General features: G+C 59.8%; 23 protein-coding genes and 1 pseudogene. 17 read left to right on the top strand and 7 right to left on the bottom strand.

Annotation, left to right across the window (positions count from 1 at the left end; all coding sequences use genetic code 11):
• The first annotated feature begins 205 nt into the window (after nt 1-205).
• The 5 genes from ACSOSP_RS27825 (at nt 206) to ACSOSP_RS27805 (ending at nt 5,516) form a co-directional block, all read left to right on the top strand.
• Nucleotides 206-922, top strand: a complete 717-nt coding sequence (locus tag ACSOSP_RS27825) for a PadR family transcriptional regulator (RefSeq protein ID WP_455311662.1) — start codon at nt 206-208, stop codon at nt 920-922.
• Between the two features lie 23 nt (nt 923-945).
• On the top strand, nt 946-1,761 hold the full coding sequence (locus ACSOSP_RS27820) for a siderophore-interacting protein (RefSeq protein ID WP_455311661.1): 816 nt from the start codon (nt 946-948) through the stop codon (nt 1,759-1,761).
• A gap of 52 nt (nt 1,762-1,813) precedes the next feature.
• The gene (locus ACSOSP_RS27815) at nt 1,814-3,067 is read left to right on the top strand and encodes an MFS transporter (RefSeq protein WP_455311660.1); all 1,254 of its coding nucleotides are present in this window, start codon (nt 1,814-1,816) and stop codon (nt 3,065-3,067) included.
• A gap of 84 nt (nt 3,068-3,151) precedes the next feature.
• Nucleotides 3,152-4,141: a bifunctional helix-turn-helix transcriptional regulator/GNAT family N-acetyltransferase gene (locus ACSOSP_RS27810; protein WP_455311659.1), complete on the top strand. Its 990-nt coding sequence runs from the start codon at nt 3,152-3,154 to the stop codon at nt 4,139-4,141.
• 505 nt (nt 4,142-4,646) lie between these two features.
• Complete coding sequence (locus tag ACSOSP_RS27805; protein ID WP_455311658.1) at nt 4,647-5,516, top strand: DMT family transporter; 870 nt, start codon at nt 4,647-4,649, stop codon at nt 5,514-5,516.
• Between the two features lie 121 nt (nt 5,517-5,637).
• On the opposite strand, the pseudogene ACSOSP_RS27800 reads toward ACSOSP_RS27805, so the two are convergent.
• Nucleotides 5,638-5,743, bottom strand: a pseudogene (locus tag ACSOSP_RS27800) (IS6 family transposase); the annotation flags it as partial.
• 10 nt (nt 5,744-5,753) lie between these two features.
• On the bottom strand, nt 5,754-6,809 hold the full coding sequence (locus ACSOSP_RS27795; protein WP_455311657.1) for a hypothetical protein: 1,056 nt from the start codon (nt 6,807-6,809) through the stop codon (nt 5,754-5,756).
• A gap of 127 nt (nt 6,810-6,936) precedes the next feature.
• Between ACSOSP_RS27795 and ACSOSP_RS27790 the strand changes: the two genes are divergently transcribed.
• From ACSOSP_RS27790 to ACSOSP_RS27740, 11 genes are all read left to right on the top strand, one after another.
• A complete protein-coding gene (locus ACSOSP_RS27790) occupies nt 6,937-7,404 on the top strand; it encodes a YHS domain-containing (seleno)protein (protein ID WP_455311656.1) in 468 nt (155 codons plus the stop codon).
• A 207-nt stretch (nt 7,405-7,611) separates the two neighbouring features.
• Nucleotides 7,612-8,082, top strand: coding sequence for a YybH family protein (locus tag ACSOSP_RS27785; RefSeq protein WP_455311655.1), 471 nt, complete (start codon nt 7,612-7,614; stop codon nt 8,080-8,082).
• Nucleotides 8,083-8,434: 352 nt separating this feature from the next.
• On the top strand, nt 8,435-8,755 hold the full coding sequence (locus tag ACSOSP_RS27780; protein WP_455311654.1) for a hypothetical protein: 321 nt from the start codon (nt 8,435-8,437) through the stop codon (nt 8,753-8,755).
• Between the two features lie 1,286 nt (nt 8,756-10,041).
• Nucleotides 10,042-10,701 (top strand): FadR/GntR family transcriptional regulator, encoded by a 660-nt coding sequence (locus tag ACSOSP_RS27775; RefSeq protein WP_455311653.1) that lies wholly within the window; start codon nt 10,042-10,044, stop codon nt 10,699-10,701.
• Between the two features lie 90 nt (nt 10,702-10,791).
• Complete coding sequence (locus tag ACSOSP_RS27770; protein WP_455311652.1) at nt 10,792-12,447, top strand: ABC transporter substrate-binding protein; 1,656 nt, start codon at nt 10,792-10,794, stop codon at nt 12,445-12,447.
• 60 nt (nt 12,448-12,507) lie between these two features.
• Nucleotides 12,508-13,461 (top strand): ABC transporter permease, encoded by a 954-nt coding sequence (locus ACSOSP_RS27765; RefSeq protein WP_455311651.1) that lies wholly within the window; start codon nt 12,508-12,510, stop codon nt 13,459-13,461.
• 15 nt (nt 13,462-13,476) lie between these two features.
• Nucleotides 13,477-14,361, top strand: coding sequence for an ABC transporter permease (locus tag ACSOSP_RS27760; RefSeq protein ID WP_455313695.1), 885 nt, complete (start codon nt 13,477-13,479; stop codon nt 14,359-14,361).
• Nucleotides 14,361-15,422 carry an ABC transporter ATP-binding protein gene (locus ACSOSP_RS27755; RefSeq protein WP_455311650.1) on the top strand — a complete coding sequence of 354 codons (1,062 nt, stop codon included), beginning with the start codon at nt 14,361-14,363 and terminating at the stop codon, nt 15,420-15,422. Before ACSOSP_RS27760 ends, ACSOSP_RS27755 begins: the two co-directional genes overlap by 1 nt.
• On the top strand, nt 15,422-16,444 hold the full coding sequence (locus tag ACSOSP_RS27750) for an ABC transporter ATP-binding protein (protein WP_455311649.1): 1,023 nt from the start codon (nt 15,422-15,424) through the stop codon (nt 16,442-16,444). Before ACSOSP_RS27755 ends, ACSOSP_RS27750 begins: the two co-directional genes overlap by 1 nt.
• A gap of 7 nt (nt 16,445-16,451) precedes the next feature.
• A complete protein-coding gene (locus ACSOSP_RS27745) occupies nt 16,452-17,633 on the top strand; it encodes an amidase (RefSeq protein ID WP_455311648.1) in 1,182 nt (393 codons plus the stop codon).
• 26 nt (nt 17,634-17,659) lie between these two features.
• On the top strand, nt 17,660-17,944 hold the full coding sequence (locus ACSOSP_RS27740) for a cupin domain-containing protein (RefSeq protein ID WP_455311647.1): 285 nt from the start codon (nt 17,660-17,662) through the stop codon (nt 17,942-17,944).
• A 30-nt stretch (nt 17,945-17,974) separates the two neighbouring features.
• On the opposite strand, the gene ACSOSP_RS27735 is transcribed toward ACSOSP_RS27740, so the two are convergent.
• From ACSOSP_RS27735 to manD, 5 genes are all read right to left on the bottom strand, one after another.
• Nucleotides 17,975-18,844 (bottom strand): GntR family transcriptional regulator, encoded by an 870-nt coding sequence (locus ACSOSP_RS27735; protein WP_455311646.1) that lies wholly within the window; start codon nt 18,842-18,844, stop codon nt 17,975-17,977.
• Nucleotides 18,845-19,356: 512 nt separating this feature from the next.
• Nucleotides 19,357-20,652 (bottom strand): MFS transporter, encoded by a 1,296-nt coding sequence (locus ACSOSP_RS27730; RefSeq protein ID WP_455311645.1) that lies wholly within the window; start codon nt 20,650-20,652, stop codon nt 19,357-19,359.
• Between the two features lie 61 nt (nt 20,653-20,713).
• Entirely contained in the window at nt 20,714-21,751 is a 1,038-nt protein-coding gene (locus ACSOSP_RS27725; protein WP_455311644.1) for an L-idonate 5-dehydrogenase, read from the bottom strand.
• 46 nt (nt 21,752-21,797) lie between these two features.
• The gene (locus ACSOSP_RS27720; RefSeq protein ID WP_455311643.1) at nt 21,798-23,168 is read right to left on the bottom strand and encodes an MFS transporter; all 1,371 of its coding nucleotides are present in this window, start codon (nt 23,166-23,168) and stop codon (nt 21,798-21,800) included.
• A 44-nt stretch (nt 23,169-23,212) separates the two neighbouring features.
• On the bottom strand, nt 23,213-24,421 hold the full coding sequence (gene manD, locus ACSOSP_RS27715) for a D-mannonate dehydratase ManD (protein WP_455311642.1): 1,209 nt from the start codon (nt 24,419-24,421) through the stop codon (nt 23,213-23,215).
• A gap of 95 nt (nt 24,422-24,516) precedes the next feature.
• Here manD and ACSOSP_RS27710 point away from each other — a divergent pair, with 95 nt between their 5' ends.
• Nucleotides 24,517-25,992 carry a mannitol dehydrogenase family protein gene (locus ACSOSP_RS27710; RefSeq protein WP_455311641.1) on the top strand — a complete coding sequence of 492 codons (1,476 nt, stop codon included), beginning with the start codon at nt 24,517-24,519 and terminating at the stop codon, nt 25,990-25,992.
• Nucleotides 25,993-26,001: the final 9 nt, after the last annotated feature.

Raw genomic sequence — 26,001 nt, 5'->3', positions numbered from 1 at the left:
TTATTAGCGCCAGATTCGTAAGCATTGCAGGTTTCGCTACGCCGCTCGAGGCCCATCGCGAGGGGCACAGGCGCGAAGCCATCCGCTCAAGCACGACGCCGCCCGCTGCCCCGTACGCGCCACCGTCTCTCCCAAAAAAATATTGACAACGTATCTTTAGATATATATCTTAAGATCTGTTTTACGATAACCACGGAGTTCTACGATGCGACATCACCGAAATCGCGAGTTCGCTCGCCCCCGAGCTGGATTTGAATCTTCAGACCGTTTTTCCATGCATGCGATGTGGCATGCAATCGGCCGCCACCACCGCCATGACGACGATGGCCGCTTCCCGGGCGGTCCAGGCGGCCCGGGAGGATTCGGCGGCCGCGGTGACGACGGCATGCCGCGCGGCCGCAAGTTCACCTCCGACGATCTCCAGTTGCTCCTGCTTGCCTTTCTTGCCGAAGCACCGCGTCATGGCTACGAGCTGATCAAGGCGCTGGAAGTTCGCTCTAACGGTTTTTACAGCCCGAGTCCGGGCATGGTCTATCCCGCGCTGACTTACCTTGAAGAACTGGGCTATGCAACGGTTGAAGTGGAAGGCAATCGGAAGCGCTATGCATTAGCCGAATCCGGACGCAACTACCTCGCGACCAACCGCGAACGCGTTGACCTGATGCTGGCCAAGCTAAGCCATTTCGCCCGCAAGATGGACTCGGTGCGCCGCGCATTTGCAGGCGAATCAGCCGATGAAAACGCAGAGGCTAACGGCGACAGCAACGCCTGGCTGCCCGAGTTCATCCAGGCCCGCCGCGCCCTCAAGCACGCGCTGCTGATGCGAACCGACGCGCCCGCTGCCGAGCAACGCCGCATTGCCGCCATCCTTGCGCGTGCGACTGCCGAGATCGAAGGGAAGACCGCCGGCGATCCGGCATGAATCAACTCTCAAGAGAACACTCCATGCAAAACAGACCCGATCTGGCGGTCGGCCGCGTCCGCCATCAACTTAAATTCCGCCTGGCTCAAGTGAGGCGCGTCCAATCGCTTACGCCCCACCTCGTGCGCATTACGTTAAGCGGCGACGATCTCCACGACTTTGAATCCGCATCCTTCGACGACCACATCAAGGTCTTCTTTCCGGCGCCCGGAGCCGACAAGCCGGTCATGCCCACGGCCGGTCCGAATGGCCCGGTGTTCCCCGACGACCAGCCGCGGCCTATCGCACGCGATTTCACCCCACGCCGATACGATCGCGAGGCATGCGAGCTCGACATCGAGTTTGCGCTGCATGAGGCGGGACCTGCCGCGACGTGGGCGGCGCAAGCGAAGGTAGGACAGTATCTGGGAATCGGCGGCCCGCGCGGCTCCTTTACGATCCCCACGAGTTTTGACTGGCATCTGCTGATCGGCGATGAGACCGCGCTCCCTGCCATCGCACGCCGCCTGGAAGAGCTGCCGCCGGGAACCCGCGTGGCGGCGCTGATCGAAGTGGAAGATCCGTCGGCACGTATCGACTTCACGACGCAGACCGACTTGTACACAGAATGGCGCTACCGCAGCGAATCGGACTTCCCAGGCGGCGCCTTGTTGCTGGCGTTGCGTGAAATGTATCTGCCGACCGGTGAAGGATACGTCTGGGCCGCCGGCGAAGCCACGATCATGCGCGCCGTCCGCCAGCACCTGTGCGCGGAACGCGGTGTCGACAAAACCCGGATTCGCGCGGCAAGCTACTGGAAACGCGGCGCAGAAGCGGTTCACGAGAACATCGACGATTGACTCGTGCCTTCTTCGCTCCGGCCGCCAGAATAAAATTAATAAGGATGGCTATATGTATAGTTTAGATGCGAGTCGCGAGCGGCTCCTTCTCTGGCTGCTTGCACTGACGCAATTCACCGTCATCATGGATTTCATGGTGATGATGCCGCTCGGCCCGCAGATCATGCGGAGCTTTCAGATCTCACCGGCCGCGTTCGCCACCGCTGTTTCAGCCTACTCATGGTGTTCGGGCCTCTCGGGGCTGCTTGCCGCCACATACATCGATCGCTTCGATCGCCGCCGGCTCATGTTGGCGGTGTATGCGCTGTTCGCGCTGTCGAACCTCGCGTGCGCCTGCGCCACCAGTTTTCCCATGCTGCTGATCGCACGCGCTTTTGCGGGCATCACCGGCGGCGTGCTGGGATCGGTCGTCATGGCGATCGTCAGCGACGTTATTCCCGCCGCCCGCCGCGGCGCCGCGACCGGCACGATCATGACGGCCTTTTCGCTGGCCGCAGTGGCGGGCGTCCCGGCCGGTGTCTTGCTAGGCGCGCACTTCGGCTGGTTCACGCCGTTCATCTTGCTGGCGGGTTTGTCGGTGGTGATCTGGCTCGCTGGAATGCAGGTCGTGCCTTCGCTCACCGAGCACCTGGGCCGCACGCAACCTCAATTAGGCAGCGTGCTGCCTACGCTGTGGCGGCTGGTGTCGAAGCCGCGTAACGCCAATGCATTCGCGCTTACGTTCATTGTGATGGTGTCGCAAATGCTGGTGATCCCGTTCATCTCGCCTGTGCTTGTGGCTAACCACGGCGTGGCCCCTGCGCAGTTGTCATGGCTTTACATGGCGGGCGGCGCCGCGACATTCTTCACGGCACGGCTTGTCGGCAGGCTCTCCGACCGCTACGGCAGTCGCAGGATGTTCCGCCTGATGGCAATGCTGTCCCTGTTGCCGGTCCTGTTCATCACGCACCTGCCGAGCCTGCCGTTCATCGCAATGGTGCTCCTGTTCCCGGTGTTCATGGTGATCGTGTCCGGCCGCATGGTGCCGATGCAGGCGTTGCTGACGACCGTTCCCGAACCGTCCAACCGCGGTGCATTCCTCAGCACGAACAGCGCACTGCAAGCACTCGGCGCCGGCTGCGGCGCGTGGCTCGGCGGACTGTTCCTGTCGTTCGATGCGCATGGCTATATCCGGGGTTATGGCGTCAACGGTCTGCTGGCTGTCGCGCTCGTATCATTCGCGGCGATTTGGGTCGGCCGCGTGAAAGCGGCGTCCGAGAGAGCTGTTGCACCGCCCATTTCCGCAGAGCCGATTGGGGAAGCGTAGTCGTTTCATCAGGATTCGGCCGGGCTTGAATAAGTTGCGCCTCGCAAGTATATTGGTTGCGAGGCGCAACTTATTGGAGCAAGCATGGACTATGTCGAATTGCCTGAGAAATCGCGGGACCACACTATCCTCGAGCTTCGCGACTTTTCGCGAAAGCTGGTACGCGAGCTTGGTTTCATGCGCAATACACTGGCCGACAGCGACCTCGCGCCGTCGGCCGTTCACGCCGTGATTGAAATTGGCCTCGCGCCTGGGCTTCAGGCGCGCGACCTGGCCGACACCCTGCGGCTCGACAAGTCGAACACCAGCCGGCAGTTGGCAAAGCTCGAATCATTGGGATTGGTAACGCGGGAAACGGCGAGCGACGACGGCCGGTCGTCACGGCTATTCCTGACGGCAGCCGGCAAGAAGTTGCGCCAAAAGATCGACCGCTTTGCAACCGATCAGGTTTCCAATGCGCTTCGGCGGCTAGTGCCCGCCGACCAGCAAACGCTGGTCCGTTCTCTGGCGCTTTACGCCGATGCTCTGGCGCAGGACAACGTCAACAAGATACCGCGAGCGATTGCATCGATCGATGAAAAAATCCTGGAGGGATATCAACCGGGATGCATTGGCGACATAGCAAGCCTGCATGCACGCTTTTATTCCCAGGCTGCGGGCTTCGGTGTCTTCTTCGAAAAGAAGGTCGCCACCGAGCTGGCAGAGTTCGCCATGGTCTTGCCGGCTCCCGGCAAAGCGCTTTGGCTCTACGTTGAAAACGGCCGGTCGCTCGCTTCAATCGCCATAGACGCAGAAACGGACAACAGTGATCATCGGCTTGCTCATTTGCGATGGTTTATTGTCGACGAATCGTTGCGCGGCTCAGGTGTCGGACGCCGCTTGCTCTCGAAGGCACTGGATTTCGTCGACCGGGAATTCGATGAAACCTATCTATGGACTTTCAAGAGCCTTGATGCGGCGCGGCATCTGTACGAATCATCAGGCTTTCAATTGACCGAAGAAGCAGAAGGTTCGCAGTGGGGCACCCATGTAATCGAGCAGAAATTTATCCGTCGTTCGGGCGCGATGTCTTAACAAATATCCCCCGATAAAGACTTAGGCCAAGCGATCCGGCGGGTGTATCTTGCGCGGCTAAACAAGGGCAAGCGGGTTGCCCCGCCGGATCGCGTTCGACCGGGTAAGCACTACAACGAACAGCTCTATGCAGCCAAGCCTCGCCCAAGCATTGCGCAACCGGCGACTAAGCGGTAGTCTTGCACCCTTGGCACGCAACTCCATTCAATCCGCTTCCCATGACGAACCTTGCGCACATTCACCTTGCCGCTATCGAGCCCGACTCGAAGGCTGGTCATGCGTGCTTTGACGGTTCCAAGGGTTACGGTTCCTCTGTTTCCCCACCTGTCGCTTCTCCCCCGAACGCCGTCCCGGCTGGCGTAGTTGCGCCGCCGCACACGGGCGTTCCTGGCTGATTTCACGCCCTTCAAGTCTTAGGCTTCCGGCCTGACCGCAGCACCCATTGGTGCCTGGCGGCTTGACCGAGTTCGCCCGAGTTCTTTATTCCCTCGACAGGTGAATACTCATGGCTTTTGTAAAAACCGCCGTCGCCGCCTATGGTTCGACGGCACTCTTCGTCTTGCTGTGGAGCAGTGGTGCAATCGTTTCAAGACTGGGACTCGATCACGCCCCGGCCTTCGCTTTCCTCGTCCTGCGCTTTGCCCTGGCGTCGAGCGTCCTTGCCGTGCTCGCGCTATGGCGCGGACGATGGTTACCGGCGGCCGGGACGCGTCTCCAAGTCGCGATAACCGGCGCCTTGCTGACCGGTGGTTATCCGATTTGCTATCTGCTCGCGCTGGATCGCGGATTGACGCCCGGCATTCTTGCAACGCTTCTGGGTGCACAGCCCATCCTTACGCTCGTACTGGTCGAGCGTCGCTTGAGCGCAGCACGCTTGGGCGGTCTGATGCTTGCGTTGGGCGGTTTGTCCCTCGTTGTATTCGCAGCCGGCAACGCCGAGCGCTTTCCTCTGGCGGGAGTACTCCTCGGCTCGGCCGCTCTTGCGTGCATGACGATCGGCGCCATCCTGCAAAAACGCCTGAAACAGCAACCGACCGATGTCCTGCCGCTTCAGAATGTTGTCGGCCTCGTGCTCGCCGTGGTGTTCGTACCGTTCGAGCCCGTCACGTTCGTCCCCAGCGTGGACTTTCTTATACCGCTGCTGTGGCTCGGCATCGTGATATCGGTGTTCGCGCAGTTGCTGTTTTGCCGGCTGATGCAGGCCGGTAACCTGGTCAACGTGACGAGCCTCTTTTATCTCGTGCCCGTGGTCACCGCCGTCATGGACTATCTCGTGCTGGGAAACCGCTTGGCGCCTCTTGGCGTGGCTGGCATGGTGTCGATCCTCGCTGGCCTGGCGCTGGTATTTCGCACCGCACCCGCAAGGCAACGCTAAGCGCTGAACACTTCGTTAGCGGCTCGATTATCCGGTTCGTTGTCCGGGTATTCGAGCCGAACTGGCAACTAGCCAATGCGCGCCCGATCGTCGAACGACACGGTATCTTACGTATTGCTTATTAACTGAACGAATATAACTGCTGTGCAGCGCACATCGGGGCTTTCCGAGCACTTCATCTGCCCTTTCTTGATCATGCGCATGACTTCGATGCCGCTCAAAATAACAGGCCAAATATTACGGTGCTACTGCGTTGCCTGTCACGATCGCGTAGGCCTCGTTATGAAGATGCATGCCAATGGCGATACTGCGATCATAGCTCGCCCAGAGGCGTGGCAAAATTTCGACAGCATTGCCGCCAACGATATGAAGTTGGACAAGACCGTTTACGTGTGCAGCGGATAACAGCTTGCGAACGTGGGTCCGAGATACACCGAAGCGCTCCGCGATAGAAGAATACGAAATGCGCACATACTGGCTCTCAGGCTCGGAGAGGGCTGCTTGCAACAGCGCCGCCAGTATCAGTTGCCCCGCGGCAAAATCGAAAAACAGAAGCATGTCCGGGACTGTTGCCATCAACTGCGCCACCATGGGCAAAATTCGCACAGACATCTTGCTAAGCGCAATCTGGAAGACCGGATCGCCGCGCATGGCCAGACTGTAGTCGTTCTGCGGGCACAGAATGGTCAACGGCACATAGTGAGCGACGAGCCAGGCCCGGTCATGCGCAAGCATTTTTTCCGTTGGCTTCAGGATCCGCACCCTCCTGTCCTGCGCAGTCGGGACCTGTTCGAGAAAGTCGACCGAGATCAACCTCTGAACGAGGTGATCGATTTGCCGCTCACTTGCAAATCCAAATTGCTGCATTTCCTGTTTGAGGCGCCCGATTGTAAGCCACGTATCGGGGAGGCCATCTTCCTGTGCCGCATTGAGCAGGATGATCAGCTTGTGAACGAAGAATCGTCCGGATTCGATCAAAAGCCGGGCAAGGAACGGCTCGTCGTACACCGCCAACAAGCTGTCGATGTAATGCTTGCGGGCATCTGAAAACTGCGGATGGACGATGATTTGATCGAGCGAGAGGGAGGGCCATACGCGGACCAAGTTTTGACTAGACGGATTTTCCAAGTCCCGTTCCCCTAGAGATAATCGCCAAATGACAGCCGGAAGAAAATTAGATTTGTCTCGCTCGACATGCGGCTGGTTGGCGCACGCCTTGAAGCGGTCAGGATAATTGAAATTCTGCGCAAAGTGTTCCGCCATCGCGTCAGCCGCCCCTCTTCCACCTTCCATTTCCCCTCTGTACCATTTCTCTACGGGCACACACTCAACGCATCGGCCTTGGATGGGCTGGGCAACGGGATAGCTCGTTTATGGGACCCATGGCGCGGAAACAGGGATGATCCGAATGCAGCTACCTATGCAATTCATCGGCCAGATTGTGGTGATGGCCTTGCTGACGTCGCCTGGCTTCGCAGGGCAGCAATTTGTCGACGGGGCGGCGCTGTCTGGCTTCGATGCCGTTGCATATCAGGATGAGCACGCGGCGGTCCGCGGTGAGACGACGATCACAACCGATTGGAACGGCGCTACGTGGCGTTTCGCGACCCCGGCGCATTTGGCGCAGTTTCGTGCGGACCCGGCGCGCTATGCCCCTGCTTATGACGGCCATTGCGCTTACGCAGTGTCCGAGGGCCGTAAAAGCGGAGGCATGCCGGAGTTGTGGCAGGTCGTCGGAGAGCGGCTGTATCTACTATGCTCCAAGTCGGCATTTGATAAGTGGACGTCAGAGTTCGACACGCGGTTGGCACGGGCAAATGCGAACTGGTCGGCACTGGAACTGTTGCCGGCTGCCCGTCCCAAACCACGGCCACAGGCCAACCCCTAGCGGAAAAATCTGACGATTGGGCCATTACTGCAGGCGGCAGCATGCGCGCTCAGCTTCCGCTCCGGGCCAACCGTCGCCGTGGTTTCTTGAGCTGACGGGGCATTGCGTGCGTGACTGAATCACAGTCAACGAAGCACCATTGCGGCGCTAACAAAAGCGGATGACCAGGATGGTTGCGATGCATTTTCCATAACGATGAGGAAGGTCATGAGCGAAGAATTTGCCCTGCCAATTGCCGATCCGGTAACCAGCCAGTCGATCTTCGAATGGCTTCAACGGTTCGCCGCCTGCGTGAGGGAAGTCGACTATGCCGCCGCCCGTCCGTTCTGGCATCCGGACATTATCGTGTTCGGCACTTATCAGGAACTCGTCCATGGCTGCTCACGCTGGACAGAGACGCAATGGGACAACGTCTGGCCACGCACGGCAGATTTTGCTTTCGACCTGGAGAATACGGCAGTGCTAACCAGCCCCGACGGAGCAATGGCGACAGTGATCACGCCCTGGACGAGCACCGGCTTCCACGCTGACGGCAGTCGCTTCGACAGGCCAGGGCGGGCAACGATCATTCTCGCGCGTCACCCCGACGGGCACTGGCTGGGCGTTCATTCGCACATGTCACTGCAGCGCGGCGTGCCGCAGGACAGTCATGGCAACCGTCCCGTCAAGGCTCGCTAGCGTTTCTGTATCGATTGATTGATCCATGCATGTTTAGTCTTCGCGCATCGTTCAATCGTGTCAGGGTGACCAAATACGCGATTCCGGAATAAGTCGTGATCGCCGACGGGTTGCCCTACGGTGCGACTGGCAAGATATTAAAAATGGAATTGCGGAAGCGCTATTTGGAAGTGGGATTGAAGGTAACTTAAATAGTCATCCTTATCAACAAAACTTCCGAACGCACGCTGGTTAATTTCGCAGCGGAACGCTGCTAAGACGATGGGGTGCTGCGCTTCTTCTCAATCGAGCTCGCTCGCGTTCTTTCGTTTCGGTTTCCCGTCGTATGTAAGATTATTAGAGGATAACTAACATGTCTGAATTCTTTATAAAAATTGCAGCAAGTTGCCTCTTGGTTGCAGCAACAGCGAGTGCGCTTGCACAGCAAGAAACCGTCCAGTTCGGGTGCGACGCTGGTGGAAACGACACATGCCATTTTAGTATTAGAGACTCGTCCGGAGGCACCCGAAATTTTACGATGCGTGCTCGAGAAAGAAACAGCATCAGCGGCGTATTTCCAGGAAAAGATTTGTACATGGTATCGATAAATCAATCACCGCCAAACGATCCGAACAACTGCGGAGCAACATACTGGTGCAAGAGCGAGACGGTAAAGACGGGTTATAACAATTGATACGGATCTGGCAAGCCAATCATGTCCAGTCATTTGTGTCAGCCTTGGAAAAAGAACAAGGCCGATCTTTTTTGTGATGCACGAGCACTTCCAGTGGTAGGGGAGTGTTCTCCATCGTAAGAATGAATTCCTGCTCCTTAGCGATTTTCAGATTCTTGACGTTCTTGTCAGGAAATCCGGAAAGAATTTTGGCATCGGATGTATGAATGATGTCCCTTTATCTATTCGAGCACCGCCTATCGCCAGGTAGAGCGCCTATCAATGTTCGTTGTCCGGAAAACCGACCGACGGCCTCGGGGCTGACATGCGACGGTGGCTCGTCGCTCATGTACTTTGTTTTCGTTTTCTCAAGCGAACCCGCTTACGCAGCGTGCGGGGAAATCTCTCATTTAACCAACCCGTTGGGTTTACCTCGAAAAGGAGGTTTTCGATGCTTCACAATGTCGACGTCCGAGCGATTCAATACCTCAATTCCGACAATTTCAAAGTACGCAGGTTTACTTTTCTATGTATCGGGGCAGCGGCCCTGCTATTAGAGTCCTCAAGTCTCTATGCTTTTTGCGAGGCAGAGGCAAGGTCGGCCTGCGCGGCGAATGACCAACAATGCATTGACAGTGCTGGCACGATGGCGACTAACGCCGTCCGGGACTGCAAAGTTTCTGTGGGGAAAGCCGGCAACGCGCAACTGTGGATTGCGACTCAGAACTCCTTTGATGGCCAGCCTCAAGAGAAGCAATTTTGGCGATGCGTTGCAACCGCTTGCGCCAGCGCGTCAGTGCCATAACCACGTCGAAGAACCGGGCCGAAAACAGTAGTCAACCTACCCGTGAACGCGAGCGTCGCGTCCCACAGGGACTTCCTCCGGGGCGTGCATGATTTTCGCGATCCGCAACGCACCCAAGGTCCTTCCGCTTTCTGAAAAGCTGTCGCGGTTTCGCATTAGTGCGTCGCACCTCCTTCAGCGTGACAATGCCGTTTGCAGTGCTGCCGGAGTCGCCGTTTTATTCGATGCGGTTTTGCGTCATTGTCGAGGAGGTCCTGCCCTTGACCCGAGCGGCAGAAGCATTCTTGAATTTTCTGCTTAAGGCGCATCGTTGAGGGGCTTGTACTGCCGCACCCCTTCTGCCCTGATTTCGTGCGATGCACCGAATCGATCGCCAAGAACTAGTGCATACGCTAGTTCCCAAATTCCGTTCACCACCCCAAGCCATTGTTTTTAAACGCCAACACTCTCCTGGCACGGTTCACGCGTACGCACTCCGGTCCTACCGGTAGGAGTGCACCGCATGAGCATGTCGAATTTCGTTGCACAAACACTCCAGCAACGCATTCTTTCAGGCGTATACGCGCCAGGTGAAGTCCTGCCCGGACAGCGCACACTCGCCGGCCAGCTTGGTGTAAGCCGGGGCGCCCTGCGCGAAGCCGTGTCCGTACTCATGACCCTGGGCTTCGTTCGCTCTATTCCCGGCAAAGGCACGTTCGTCGCGCATCGTGGACAACGCGATGCAGAGCCCGTCAGCCGTAGCGCCGAGCAAACCATGCAACTGCGCTACGTCATCGAACCCTCCGCCGCCGCACTCGCCGCACGAACCACGGGTCCCGGCGTAGCAGGCCAGTTCCGCGACATGCAAGCGCGCTTCAAAGACGCCCTGCTGCGCAATGACCTGATTGACGCAGCCCACTGCGACCTCGCTTTCCATCAAACGATCGCCGCCTGCTCAGGTAACGACATCCTCGCGGAAATCTCCCGCTCCTTCGAAGACCGCATCGGCAAGAGCCAACGCTTTCCCCTCGCCAATACCCCGCGCCTGATCGAAGCATTCGAGGAACACGAACACATTGTTGCCGCGATTACCGGCGGCAACGCCACCGCCGCGATGGTTGCCATGCAGCGCCATCTGCAAGGCGCCGCCGAACGCGCCGGCATAGTTTTCATCATTCCATAAACATAGGCATAACTAACTGAATCCGGGTCGTTCCCGGTCACCCTCTGCGCCACCCATAAAATATCAACCGCCATAAAGGACCGTACCTGCATGAACTTCATCAAATCAAGTTTGCTGACGTGGGCCTGTGCGCTGGCATGCAGCGGGATCTTGCCTGCCGCCGCACAAGCCCAGGAGAAAGTGCTGAAGATTGCAATGACAGCAGGCGACATTCCTCGCACGCTGGGCCAGCCGGACCAGGGTTATGAAGGAAATCGCTTCACAGGTATCACCATGTGCGACGGCCTCACGCAATGGGACCTGAGCCACGAGAAAGGCGCGAGCGAACTGATCCCCGACCTCGCCACGTCCTGGCAAGTGGACGCCAAGGATCACACCAAGTGGATCTTCAAACTGCGCCCCGGCGTAAAGTTTCACGACGGTTCGCCATTCAACGCCGACGCGGTCGTCTGGAACGTCGACAAGGTTCTCAACAAGAGCGCGCCGAACTTCGACCCAAGCCAGGTCGGCGTGACCGCATCACGCATGCCCACGCTGCGCTCAGCACGCAAGATCGACGACCTGAGCGTCGAGTTGACGACCTCTGAACCCGACTCGTTCCTGCCGATCAACCTGACAAACCTGTATATGGCTTCACCCGTACAGTGGCAGAAAAAGCTCGCCGCCATCCCCGCGTCAGTCACCGATCCCGCCGAGCGCGACAAGCAGGCGTGGATCGCATTCGCCGCCGATGCATCGGGTACAGGCCCGTTCAAGATGGCGCGCTTCGTACCACGCGAACGCCTGGAGATGGTCAAGAACACCGAGTACTGGGACCCGGCACGTAAGCCGAAGATCGATCGCGTAGTACTGCTGCCGCTGCCCGAGGCCAACACGCGCACGGCTGCCCTGCTGTCCGGACAAGTCGACTGGATCGAGGCGCCCGCGCCGGATTCCATGGACGCCATCAAGGCGCGCGGCTTCAAGATCTATTCGAACCCGCAACCCCACGTGTGGCCCTGGCAGCTCTCGTTCCTGCCGGGTTCACCGTGGCTCGACAAACGCGTACGGTACGCAGCGAACCTCTGTGTGAACCGCACGGCGCTCAAGCAGTTGCTGGGCGGCATGATGAGCGAAGCGACCGGCACTTTCGAGCCGGGCGACCCATGGCGCGGCAATCCGACCTTCGAGATCAAGTACGACCCGGACGCAGCCCGCAAGCTGATGACCGAAGCGGGTTATTCAGCAGCCAAGCCGCTGAAGGTCAAGGTGCAGATTTCAGCTTCGGGGTCGGGTCAGATGCAGCCGCTGCCCATGAACGAGTTCGTGCAGCAAAACCTGAAGGCCTGTTTCATCGACGTCAGCTTTGACGTGGTCGAGTGGAACACGCTGTACACCAACTGGCGCCTGGGTGCGAAGGACCCGTCGGCACATGGCGCCAATGCAACCAACGTGAGCTTCGCGTCAATGGACCCGTTCTTCGCCATGGTCCGTTTCGTCAGCACGCAAGCGTTCCCACCGGTATCGAACAACTGGGGGTACTACAGCAACCCGAAGATCGACGCGTTGATCCAGCAAGCACGAACAACCTTCGACGCCAAACAGCGTGACGTGCTGCTCGCACAGTTGCACGGCGATATTGTCGACGACGCGCCCTTCATCTGGATCGCGCACGATACCGGCCCCCGCGCGATCTCGGCCAAGGTGCACGGCGTGGTGCAACCGAAGAGCTGGTTTATCGACATCGCCACCATGTCGATGAACTGACCTGAACCCGCCGCGGCCTCGACACTTTGTGCCCAGGCCGCGGCAACCGGGCCCCGCCTCATGCTTTCCTATCTTCTACGGCGCGCGCTCTATGCGTTGCCGATCATGCTGGGCGTTGCGTTCCTCTGCTTCATGCTGGTTCATATCGCGCCGGGCGACCCGCTGGTCTCCATCCTGCCGCCCGATGCATCGGCTGACCTGCAGAAGCGATTGATGGAGCTCTACGGTTTCAACCGTCCGCTGCCAGTGCAGTTCTTTAGCTGGGTCTGGCGCGCGCTGCACGGCGACCTCGGCACCTCGATCGCCACGGGCCGTCCGGTCGCGGGCGAAGTGATCAAGGCGGTCGGCAATACGATGATGATTGCTGCGCTGGCCACGCTGATCGGCTTTGCATTCGGCGCGCTGTTCGGTTTCGTAGCGGGCTACATGCGCGGCTCGTGGATTGACCGCGGCGCTTCGCTCGTCTCGGTCACCGGCGTGAGCGTGCCGCATTACTGGCTAGGGATGGTCCTCGTGATCGTGTTCTCGGTGAAGCTGATGTGGCTGCCCGCCACCGGCGCAGGGCCGGATGGTTCGGCCGATTGGCATTGGGACTGGGCGCACTTCCAGTACCTAGTCCTGCCTGCCATCACCATGTCGTTCATCCCCATGGGCATCATCGCGCGCACGGTTCGCGCGCTGGTGGCCGATACGCTATCGCAGGAATTCATGGTCGGATTGAGGGCGCGTGGCTTGAGCGAGTTCGCCTTGTTCCGCCACGTGCTGAAGAATTGCGCGCCGACCGCGCTGGCGGTGATGGGCCTGCAACTCGGTTATCTGCTGGGTGGATCGATCCTGATCGAGACCGTGTTTTCCTGGCCGGGTACGGGGTTCCTGCTCAATGCCGCGATCTTCCAGCGCGATCTGCCGCTGCTGCAAGGTACGATCCTGGTGCTTGCCCTGTTCTTCGTTATCCTTAATCTTCTGGTTGACATCCTTCAAACCGTATTCGATCCACGCATCGAAAGGGGCTGAGCCGTGACCACGACCATTACCACTACCGGCGACAACGTCACGCCCGTACCCACGCCGTTGCGCTCGCGCGGACACGGAGCCAATGTGCTGCGGCGCCTGGTCCGCAATCCCCAGGCCATGCTCGGCGCGAGCGTGATCTTCATCTTGCTGATCATGGCCGTTGCCGCGCCGCTCCTGATGCCTGCCGATCCATTCGCCGCGTCCATGTTCAGCCGCCTGAAGCCGATCGGCACGCCCGGTTATCTGCTCGGCACAGACGAGCTTGGCCGCGACATGCTGTCCCGCCTGATCCTGGGCGCTCGACTGTCGCTCTTCATGGGCGTAACGCCGGTCCTGCTCGCGTTCGGCATTGGCGGGGCAGTCGGGATCATGGCGGGTTACGCCGGTGGTCTGCTCAACGCGCTCGTCATGCGCACGATCGACGTCCTCTACGCGTTTCCGTCGGTGCTGCTTGCCATCGCATTGTCGGGTGCACTGGGTACGGGGATTGGCAACGCGCTGGTATCGCTGACCGTGGTGTTTATCCCGCAGATCGCACGGATTGCCGAGAGCGTGACCACGCAAGTCCGCCGCAGCGATTTCGTGGACGCCGCCCGCGCGTCAGGTGCAAGCGCCTTTACGATCGTGCGCGCGCATGTGCTCGGCAACGTGATCGGACCGATCTTCGTGTTCTCCACCAGCCTCATTTCCGTCTCGATGATCCTCGCCTCCGGCCTGTCCTTCCTCGGCCTGGGAGTCACGCCGCCGAACCCTGAGTGGGGGCTGATGCTCAATACCTTGCGCACGGCAATCTATGTGCAGCCCTGGCTCGCGGCACTGCCGGGCGTGTTTATCTTCGCGACCTCGATTGCTTTCAACGTGCTGTCCGACGGCCTGCGCGCCGCGATGGAGATCAAGTGATGGCTGCGCACATGACAGACGACCGTGACATCGGCGGGCCGGCGCAGCCGTTGTTGAGCGTAAAGAATGTGGTCCGGCATTTTCCGCTCGGTAACAAAGGGCTGCCGTTTCTAAAGGACGCGCGCAACGTGGTGCGTGCGGTCGATAACATCTCGTTCGATGTATTGAAGGGTGAGACCCTTGGCGTGGTCGGCGAATCGGGCTGTGGCAAATCCACCATGGCGCGACTGATGATGCAACTGCTGCTGCAGGATAGCGGTGAGCTTATCTTCGACGGCGAGACGGTCGGTTCCCGCGCCATGCCCCTGCGCGAGTTTCGCCGTCAGGTGCAGATGGTGTTCCAGGACAGCTTCTCGTCGCTCAATCCACGCATGACGATCGAAGATTCAGTCGCGTTCGGCGCAACTGTCCACGGCGTTTCGCACAAAGACGCAATAGCGCGCGGACGCGACCTGCTCGCACGCGTCGGACTCGATCCCGTGCGGTTCGCGGGACGTTACCCGCACGAACTGTCGGGCGGTCAGCGCCAGCGCGTGAATATTGCGCGGGCGTTGGCGCTCGGTCCGCGCCTCGTGATCCTTGATGAAGCTGTGTCGGCCCTCGACAAGTCGGTGGAAGCCCAGGTGCTGAATCTGCTTGCGGACCTCAAGGCGGAGTTCGGACTGACCTATGTCTTCATCAGCCACGACCTGAACGTCGTGCGCTACATCTCGGACCGGCTGGTGGTGATGTACCTTGGCGAGATCGTGGAGATCGGCACGTCGGAGGACGTCTTCGCGCATGCGCTGCATCCGTATACGCGGGCCTTGCTCAATTCCATGCCGAGCGTCGATCCAACGCGCCGCACGACCGCGGCCCCGCTCTTCGGCGATCCGCCCAATCCGATCGACCCGCCAAGCGGCTGCCGCTTTCACACGCGTTGCCCGCAGGCACAGGATGTATGCAGCAAACGCGCACCGGTCGTCTCAACGGTCGGTGACGGACAAGTAACGTGCCTTGAATATGAGCCGGACAGCGGCTACGTTCCAATCTCGATTGCAGTTGCGCAGGAGGTGGCGTGATGAACAAGAAGCCGGATGTCAGTGTCAGCCTGCGCGACCTGAGGGTCCGCTTTATCACGCCCGGCCGGACGATCCACGTGGTCAACGGCGTCGATCTGGAAGTGGGACGCGGCGAGGTGGTCGCCTTGCTTGGCGAATCCGGCTCGGGCAAGAGCGTCACGCTGCGCGCGATCATGAGGCTGCATTCGGAGAAGACGACGCAAATGGAGGGCGGACTCGACGTCGAAGGCCATGACGTCCTGAAGCTCACGCGCCGGCAGCTTTCGGACCTGCGCGGCAAGGTCGTATCGATGATCTTCCAGGAGCCGTTGCTCGCGCTTGATCCGGTCTACACGCTCGGTGCGCAAATTGCCGAGATGGTGCGCCGGCATCAGGGGGTATCGAAGGCCGAAGCGCGCAAGCGAGCGCTGGCGTTATTCGAAAAGGTCCGCATTCCAAGCCCTGAGCGTCGGCTGGATGCGTATCCGCACGAGATGTCGGGCGGCATGCGCCAGCGCGCGATGATTGCGCTGGCATTGTCGTGCGAACCGCGCGTCCTGCTCGCCGACGAACCGACCACCGCGCTCGACGCCACCGTGCAGATCCAGATCCTGCTGCTTCTGCGGGACCTGCAACAGGAACTGGGCCTGTCGATTGTGTTCGTCACGCACGACATAGGCGCTGCGACCGAGATTGCGGATCGCATCGCGGTAATGTACGCGGGCCGGATCGTCGAGCAGGGGCCGGCGCTCGCGCTGCTGACCGAACCGCGGCATCCCTACACCATCGCTCTGCTCAAGGGCCGCACGCAAGGCGCCATGAAAAAAGGCGTCCGGCTGGAAACAATCGGTGGCGCGCCGCCCGACCTTTCCGCTCTGCCGCCCGGCTGCGCGTTCGCGCCGCGTTGCCCGCATGTGATCGACCGCTGTTTGCAGACACAGCCCGAAGAACGTCTGGTTGGTAACGCGCATTCAGCCCGCTGCATCAGGGTCGACGAAATCGCCATGCTGCAACCGAAGACCGAACCTCTCTCCACTCACTAACAACGAAATGACAGCAGACATCGCCTCGTATCGCGCTTTCGTGCCCTACCCCGATTATCCAGCACCCCATGCCGCAAGCGGCCCGCTCACGGGCCTGACGTTCGGCGTAAAGGACATCTTCGATGTGGCCGGTTACCCGACCGGCTGCGGGAACCCGCACATGCTGGCCATGTCCGGCATCAAGACGGCCAACGCGCCGGTAGTCGACGCCTTGCTCGCGGCCGGCGCCGCTTTCGCGGGCAAGACCTATACGGAGGAACTGGCGTTCTCGATGACCGGCAAGAACGCGCACTTCGGCGCACCGCGCAATGGCGCCGCGCCGGACCGTGTGACTGGAGGATCGAGTTCGGGGTCGGCGTCGGCGGTATCGAATGGGCTGTGCGATTTCGCGCTCGGCACCGATACCGGCGGCTCGGTCCGCGCGCCGGCTAGCCATTGCGGCCTGATCGGTTTGCGACCAACCCACGCGCGCATATCGCTCGACGGCTGCATGCCGTTGTCACCGGGGTTCGACACTTGCGGCTGGTTCACGCGCGACATCGAGACATTCGCACGCGTGGGCGACGTGTTGCTCGGCGAAGACACGGCGACGCTCCCATCAACGCCGCAAGCCTGCTTGCCGCGCGAGGTGCTGGCCGGGCTGCCGGAGGCTGTTGTAAAGGTTTTCTTCGCGACATTAGACCGCCTCAAGCCATGTTTTGGATCGATAGAAAGCGTCGACATCATGACGCCCTCCACAGACTCGCTCTATTGGGCGTTTCGTTACGCGCAGGGATTCCAGGCGTGGCAAAGTCAGGGTGAGTCGATCGAGCGTTTCGACTTCCAGCTCGGTCCGGGCGTGCGCGAACGCTTCGCATGGTCACGTACGGTCACGCCACTGCAAAACGAGGAAAGTGAACGCGTACGCGAGCAATTCCGTGCGAACTTGTTGAGCGCGCTCGACGGCGGGCGCGTTATTCTCATGCCCACGATGCCCGACGTCGCCCCGCTGCTTACGGACGCGGAAGAAGCGCTGGATGCGTACCGTAATCAGGCGATCAGGATGCTGTGCGTCGCGGGGCTTGGCGGATGCCCGCAACTCTCGCTGCCGTTGATGCAGATAGACGGCATACCACTGGGGTTGTCGCTGATCGGCCCGCCCGGCAGCGACAAAGGGTTGATCGAGTTGGGCCGCATGCTGATGCCCTGAACCAGTCCAACCTAGGAGGAACCCGCATGACTCGCACACCGGCAATCCCCACGCAGCAGGTATCAAACGATCGCGCGATAGTGACCGAGTGGCGATTCGCACCGGGTGCCGAGACCGGCTGGCACGTCCATGGGCACGACTATATTGTCGTTCCGCAAACGGACGGAGAACTCCTGCTTGAAACTAAAACAGGCAATCGTGTTTCCGAACTGCGTGCGGGGCAGAGTTATGCCGGATTGAAGGGTGTTGAACACAACGTCGTCAATGCTAGCGACCACGAGGTTGTGTTCGTTGAGATCGAGATCGTCTAGGAGCAGAGGAACGCGCGCGGTGCCGTCAAGCTAGCTGGCAAGGTGGACGCGCTCGCCTTCATCCGGTTCAAACCAGTCCGGATTACGCTCGGCAACCGGTTTCAGCGACACCAGGATCTCTCGCAGATGTGCGCGCATGGCTTCCTCGGCGCCATCCGCATCGTGCGCTTTCAGCGCACTCACGATTCGTGCGTGTTGCTTGATCAGCAATTCAAGCGGCGAGACTTCCGGCAGGCTCAGATAACGCACGCGGTCCATCTGGGCCTTGATGTCCTGGATGGTGTCCCATGCCGCGACGCAATCAATGGATTGTGCGATCAGGAAATGAAAACGCTCGTCGAGCGCGAGGAACGACGTGGTGTCGTTCACCTTTGCCGCAGTCTTCTGGTCACGCAGATTTTCAGCGAGGTCCGCAAGCTGTTCCGTCGTGATTTCGAGCGCGGCCTTGCGGGCCACTGCGGCCTCGATCGCTTCCCGGATGAACCTTCCTTCGCGAACGCGCCGCGGAGAAATCCTCTTAACGAAGGTTCCTCTTTGCGGCAGCACCTGCAGGACGCCTGACTCCACGAGTTTGATAAATGCTTCGCGAACCGGTTGCCGGGAAACCTGGAACATTTCCGAGACTTCGGTTTCGGACAACGGCGTGCCGGGTACCAGTGCGCCTGAAAAAATGGCTTCGCGCAGGGCGCGAAAGATTTGTTTGCCGATGGGTTCGTGCGATTCGACCTGAAGCTGAGCACGCAGATTGGGCAGCGCCACACGCGGTTCAATTGCGCGAACTCGGCCACGGGCAGCCCCGGCCGGTGGCCGCGAAGAAGCCTTTGTCTCATTGCGACTGACGTTTTCTGACGAAGACGCGTCGCGTCGCGGTGGCGCTGGCAAGACGTTTTTCGTGACCATGGCACACCTGAACGAGGAGTAAAGAGAGAACAAAGAGAAAGCAAAAGCTTCATGTTGTCATCTACCATACTACCACGCCGCCGAGGTCAATTTAAACCTCGGAGATGGGGGTGAAATTGGCCGATGGTTGTCCGCGGATAGCGCGGGATGTTCCTTGGGCAGGTTCAGTCACTGGTGGCGAAGCGTGTGGGTATCGGTGTTCGGAGAAGGAGGGTTTCACACATTCGTCGCTCTTGCGAGCACCGTGCTTTTGGGGTGCCAAAAACGTAGAAACTGCACGCTAGGTCAACTTACGAGCCCTCGTTTTGAAAGCGCTTTCTTTGCTTCGTTTCTTTGTCGCTTTGGACAAAGAAATGACGCGCCGCCACGCGCAGTGGCTAAAAGTGATAAAGAGATTAGCAAACCTAAGCAGACCAGTAACGCCGAAAGCAGCAACCCGGCAATGACCCCGACCGCAAACGCAAAACGCTAGCACCCCGACATCACCCCCATCCACCGGCGCGAGCAAAACCCTAAACCAGCAACCCCCGCTCCTTGACCTTCCCACCACGCGGTTCGCGAATCCAAATCAACGAACAAAGCGCTCCTAACACAGCAACGGCTCCAGCAAGCACAAACGCGCTGCCATACGCACCATGAGTCGCCTGCACGATAAAACCGGTCACAGCAGGCCCGATCACCCCGGCGAGGTTCGCCAGCAGATGCACAAAACCGCCCACGCCTCCAACATTCTCGCGCCGAACGGTATCCTGAATAACGGCCCAATAGACAGCGCCCGTCACATAAAGAAAAAAGATCGACACCGACATCAACGCGACCGCCCCCTCCATACTTTCAACCCGCCCGGCAAATCCGACACATACGGCTGCCACGCCGAGACAAACAGATAAAACGATCCGCCGCGCAAGCAACGGCTTACCGGTAATCCGCAAAATCATATCAGTGATAAAACCGCCTGCAGCAAGACCAATACTGCCGAGCACCCAGGGAATCACGGTGGCGATACTCATGTCATGAAGCGACATATGATGCGCTTCGGTCAAATACGTCGGAAACCATGACAAAAAGAAAAACAGCACATAGTTATAGGCAAAAAAGGCGAACGCCGTGGCAAGAATGATCGGCTGCTTCAGGTAAAACTTCAGCCCTGCCTTTTCGCCTTCGGGCGCATGCTCCATCGACGAAGCCTGCTGCTGGCCGGCGACAATCAACGCAAGCTCCTCGGGCTTAATCCGCTTGTCCTGCTGCGGTTGTTCAGTCGTGGTCAAGGTCCACACCACGAGCCACAGCAACCCAAGCACCATGATCGCGACGAACGCCCAACGCCACCCAAAGCGAATTGCCATGTATCCAACAACCGGTCCCGCAAGCGCGCCACCCAGCGGCGTACCGGAACTGATCACACCAATGGCGCTGGCCACCTCGCGCCGCGGAAACCAGTTGTTGACCATCTTGCTGTTCGATGAACTGAATGGCCCCTCGCCCATGCCGAACAAAACCCGCAACACGATCAACGAAACGAGGCTGCTGGCCAGCGCGGTCGCTCCGCAGAATATCGACCAGATGCCCATCGACGCACCGAACACTTTCTTCGCGCCGATCTTGTCCGACAGCACGCCGCCGACAAAATTGAACAGTGCATAGCCGATGAAAAAGCTGCTGAACACGATGCCCATCTGCGCATGCGAAAAATCGAGGTCCTTCTGGATCAAGGGGGCTGCAATAGAGAGCGCAGCGCGATCGAGATAGTTGATCACGCCGGCGAGAAATAGCAAACCGACCACGAACCAGCGCTGGCTTCTGAACATGAATGTCTCCTGGAATACGCCTCTTTGTGATCGGGCGCTCGGGCAATGCAGTGATAGGGATTTAGTCGAACTGCAAATGCACCTTCATCGACTGGTTGCGGTCATGCGCCACTTCGAACGCATGGTTCGCATCTGCAAGCGGAAAGACATGCGTCATCAACGGGCTCAGATCAATCTTCCCGGTGGCGATTTCTTCGGCGGCGACCGCGTATTCATCGGTGAAGCGGAACGATCCCTGATAACGCAATTCCTTCGCCATCACGAGATTGGCCGCGACCGGCGACTGCCCTGCCGGCAGGTTGCCCACCTGAATTACGGTGGCCCCTGCACGCGCAGCACGAAGTGCCGTATCGAGTCCGGCGGGGCTGCCGGATGCTTCGATCACGACGTCGAAGGTGCCGCGCGACTGGGACCATGCTTCGACCTGTGCCTGGTCCGTGGCGAGTACGGTCTGATCGGCGCCGAGCGTGGCGGCCATTTGCAATGCTTTGTCGGCGAGGTCGAGCGCAACGAGACGATGCGCTCCTGCACGCCGCGCAACCGATAGCAAAATACAGCCGATAGGTCCGCAGCCAATCACCAGCACCTGGGCGCCGACCAGCGATCCCGCGTGCCGCAGCGCGTGCAATGCAACGGCAAGCGGCTCGGCCATCGACGCCTGCGCGAAGTCGAGTGCATCAGGCACAGCCACGCATTGGCGCGCGGCAACCGCAATGTATTGGCGGAACATGCCCTGCATGTGAGGAAACGTCGAGGCGCTGCCCATGAAGCGCATGTTCAGGCAATGATTGGTCATGCCCTTCACGCAAAACCGGCACTCGCCGCAGTTCAGTCCCGGGTTCACGGCAACACGCTGACCGACGCGCAAACCGCTCACGCCCTCGCCCAGCGCGGCGATTTCCCCCGCGACTTCATGCCCGAGGACGAACGGTTCCCGGACCGCGAAATCACCGCTCTTGCCCTTGAAGTAATACGACAGGTCCGACCCGCAGATACCGCCTGCGCGCACACGGATCTGAACCTGACCCGGCTTTGGTTGAGGCGCATCGACTTCGTCGATACACAAGCGTTTCGGTTCGTGAAGGACGGCTGCAAGCATGAGAAGCTCCGTTGAATAGTGTGCGTGCCGAAGCACAACGCTTGGGCTAGCGGCGCGCTGCAAAAACAGGGGATGCATGCGCTTCGCGGGGAGACGTCGCGAGTGCCGGCGCCCCCCAGTCGTGAAGATCACCGCCGCGACGCAAAGGTGCGGTTTCGGGCAAAAGATAAATACACAGCGTGGACACAAAGCCCAGCGCCATCACGTAGACAATCAGTCCGACCGAGCTGCCGCCCGTCATTTGAAGCATCTTTACGGCGACGAGTCCGAGTACGCCGCTGCCGATCAACGACCCGATCTGCCAGATCAGCGCGATACCGCTGCAACGCACACGCGCTGGAAAAAGTTCGGGAAAGAGCGACGCCTGCGGCGCATAGCAAAGACTATGACCGACGGTAATCGCGAGAATCATCACGGTCTGGATCGCAAGCCGGCTGCCGCTGTCGAGGGCATGAAACAACGGTACGACCAGCAGGACCTGCAGCAGGCTGCCTGCCATAAACGTGGCGCGGCGGCCGATCCGATCCGACAACGCGCCGGCAAGCGGAATCGCGATCAGTTCGAGCGTGACCGCGACGATGATCGTCTGCAGCAACAGGCTCTCACTGATACCGTGCACGCGGCCGTAGGCCAGCACGATCATCGTGTACATCGCGAACGTACAGGCCTCGATCAGCTTCGCGCCGACACCCTTCAGGATCGTGGACCCGAATTGCCGGACGACTTCCACAACCGGCCGCGACTCGACCGCCTGCGTCTTGCGAATTTCCGTGAAGACCGGTGACTCCTCCGTGCGCAACCGGATATACAAACCCACGACGACCAGCACGATGCTGCCGAGGAACGGCAGCCGCCAGCCCCAGTCGAGCAGTTGCGCGTGCGTGAGCGTTGCGGTGAGGATCGCGAAGATGCCTGCCGGAATCAGGAACCCGGCGGGTGCGCCGAGCTGGACAAGGCTGGCGAAGAAACCCCGCTTCGGCGGCGGCGCATATTCGGCGGTCAGCAACACAGCACCCGCTTGCTCGCCGCCAACACCGAAACCTTGCAGTACACGGATCAGGATCAGTGCAGCCGGCGCCCAGATGCCGATCTGCGAATAATCAGGCAGCAGACCAATCAGGAAGGTACCCAGGCCCACGATCAATATGGTCACGATCAGCGCCTTCTTGCGGCCGATGCGATCGCCGAAATGCCCGAACACGATGCCGCCCAGCGGTCGCGCGATAAAGCCCACAGCGTACGTTGCAAACGCAGCGAGCGTCCCGATCAACGGGTCGCTACTGGGGAAAAATTTCGCACCGAACACGAGCACCGCCGCGGTCCCGTAGACGAAGAAATCGTAGTACTCGGCAGCGGTGCCGATCGTCGATGCAAAGGCGACGCGGCGTAACATCGCGCTGTTGTTCTGATCTGCCATTGCCTGTCTCCTTGTTGTTCTGCCGAGCGCTTAAACGCCGCCGTTCACCAGTTCCAGAGCGTACCGTCTTCGAGGCGCGCGACCGGCAAGTAAGCCGGGTCGTACGGATAGCGCGCCGCGAGTTCTTCGTCGATATCCACGCCGTGACCGGGCGCCTCGCCGGGATGCATCGTGCCCCGATCGAAGGTCCACGCATGCGGGAAAACATCGAGCGCTTCCTTCGGGAAACCCATGTACTCCTGCACGCCGAAATTCGGCACCCACAAGTCGAAATGGAGCGCTGCGCCCATGCAGACCGGCGACAGATCCGAGGGGCCGTGGCAACCCGTACGAACTTGGTAGAGCGAAGCAAAATCGGCAATGCGCTTCAGGTGCGTAATACCGCCCGCATGCGTGAGCGTGGCGCGAATGTAGTCGATCAACTGCTCTTCGATCAGCTGCTTGCAATCCCAGATGCTGTTGAATACTTCGCCCACCGCGATCGGCGTCACGGTGTGCTGGCGAATGAGCCGGAAACCGGCCTGATTCTCAGCAGGCGTGGGGTCTTCCATCCAGAACAAGCGGTACGGCTCGATTGATTTACCCAGGCGTGCCGCCTCAATCGGCGTGAGACGGTGATGCACGTCGTGGAGCAGATGGGTATCGAATCCGAACTTGTCGCGCACCGCTTCGAAGAGTTTGGGCACGAAGTCGAGATACTTTTCCGACGACCATGTCTGCTCTTCCACCGCGCCCTTGGTAGCTGGCTCATACATGCCGCTACCCTTCGATACCCCATACACCGAGCGCATGTTCGGCACGCCGCATTGAATGCGGATGGCCTGATACCCCTCCTCCACATGCTCCGCGTAGCGGTCGAGGGCTTCAGGAATATCACGACCGGTCGCATGCCCGTAGACCATCACGCTTTCACGCGACGCGCCGCCGAGCAGTTTGTACAACGGCAGGTTTGCGACCTTGCCCAGGATGTCCCACAGCGCCATGTCGACGGCGGCGATGGCAGTCATGGTGACCGGACCACGACGCCAGTAGGCGCCCTTGTAGAGGAACTGCCAGATGTCTTCGATGCGCCCCGGATCGCGCCCCACGAGCAACGGGCACACGTGATCCTTCAGATACGAGGCGACTGCAAGCTCACGGCCATTGAGAGTGGCGTCGCCGATGCCGTACACCCCTTCGTCGGTCACCACTTTCAACGTGACGAAATTGCGTCCCGGACAACTGACGATGACATCGGCGCGGACGATTTTCATGGGGATTTCCTTGAGGTGCAATCGATGGAATTGATGCTACCATACAAGTAGACTTAGTCGTCAACCAAGGGTTTTCCCGCTCCAGGCTACTTAAAATGTCCGATGAATCCGTGCTTTGCCGCAAAACGCTCCCATTAATCAAGGCTCATTTGCTGGCGCCCGGGTGGCGCGATCCGCGTATTGGCATTGTTCATTTGGGCATCGGGAATTTTCATCGGGCGCACGAAGCGGTCTATACGGAAGAGGCCATGCTTGCCGCGGGTGGCGACTGGGCAATCTGCGGCGTCACGCTTCAGGGTGACGTGACCAAACGCGATGCGTTGATGGCGCAGGATGGCCTCTATAGCGTCGTGGAACGCGGGCCGCAGGGTGTGAAGACCACCGTAATTCGCGCACTGCGTGAAGTGCTCGCGCTGCCGCACGACCGCGTGCGCCTGTTCGATTTGCTCGTCGACGCGAATGTACGCATCGTCTCGTTGACGGTCACCGAGAAAGGCTATTGCCGCGATACGAAGACGGGCGACGTCGACCTTAACCATCCAGGCATCGCCCATGATCTGGAGCATCCCGGCGAACCCGGCACGGTACCGGGGATCCTCGTCACCGCCTTGAAGACGCGGCGCGATGCCGGCATCGCGCCGTTCACCGTGCTCTCTTGCGACAACCTCTCGCACAACGGCGCAGCATTGCGCCAGGTGGTCTGCACCCACGCTCGCGCGCTCGACGGAGCGCTCGCAACCTGGATCGAGCGCGAAGTCGCCTTCCCGTCAACGATGGTGGATCGTATCGTCCCTTCGACCACCGACGCCGACCGTGAGGCCGCGGCCGCTGCGCTTGGGCTTCGCGATGCGGCGCCGGTTCCGTGCGAGCCGTTTCGTCAATGGGTGATCGAAGACCGCTTTCCCGCCGGACGGCCCGCGTGGGAACGCGTGGGCGCGCAACTCGTGGACGACGTGATGCCGTTCGAACTCGCCAAGCTGCGCATGCTGAACGGCACACATTCGACACTCGCTTATCTCTCGATGCTCGCAGGCTTTGCGACCATCGATGAAGCCATTTCCTTCGCGCCGCTGCGCTCGCTGATCCATTCGATGATGACCCACGAGATCGCACCGACCTTGAGTGTTCCGGCGTCGTTCGACTTGATGTCGTATCGCGATGCACTGCTCGAGCGTTATGCGAACCCGGCGCTGAAACATCGCTGCGCGCAGATCGCCATGGACGGCAGTCAGAAGATTCCGCCGCGCCTTCTCGCGACCATTGCGGCGCGCCTGGAACGCAATCAGTCAATCACGAGACTCGCGCTTGGCGTTGCTGCTTGGTTCGTGTTCTTGCGCGGACGCGCCGACGACGGCACGACTTTCGCCATCAGCGATCCGCTTGCGTCGAAACTGACTGCGCTGGCGACCAACGCAGACGACGCGCCCGAAAATCTTGTCGATGCGATGCTCGGCTGTCGCGATGTATTCACTCACGAACTTGCTTCGAACCAGATGTTCCGGCGCGCGCTAATTGAAGCGGTCACGAAGCTAAAAGCCGGGGCTAGACAGGCGATCGAACACGCCGCTTGAGGGGCTGCG

Source organism: Caballeronia sp. KNU42, assembly GCF_053760385.1.
The sequence above is the reverse complement of the archived record's forward strand: the minus strand, read 5'-3'. Positions and strand labels throughout refer to the sequence as shown.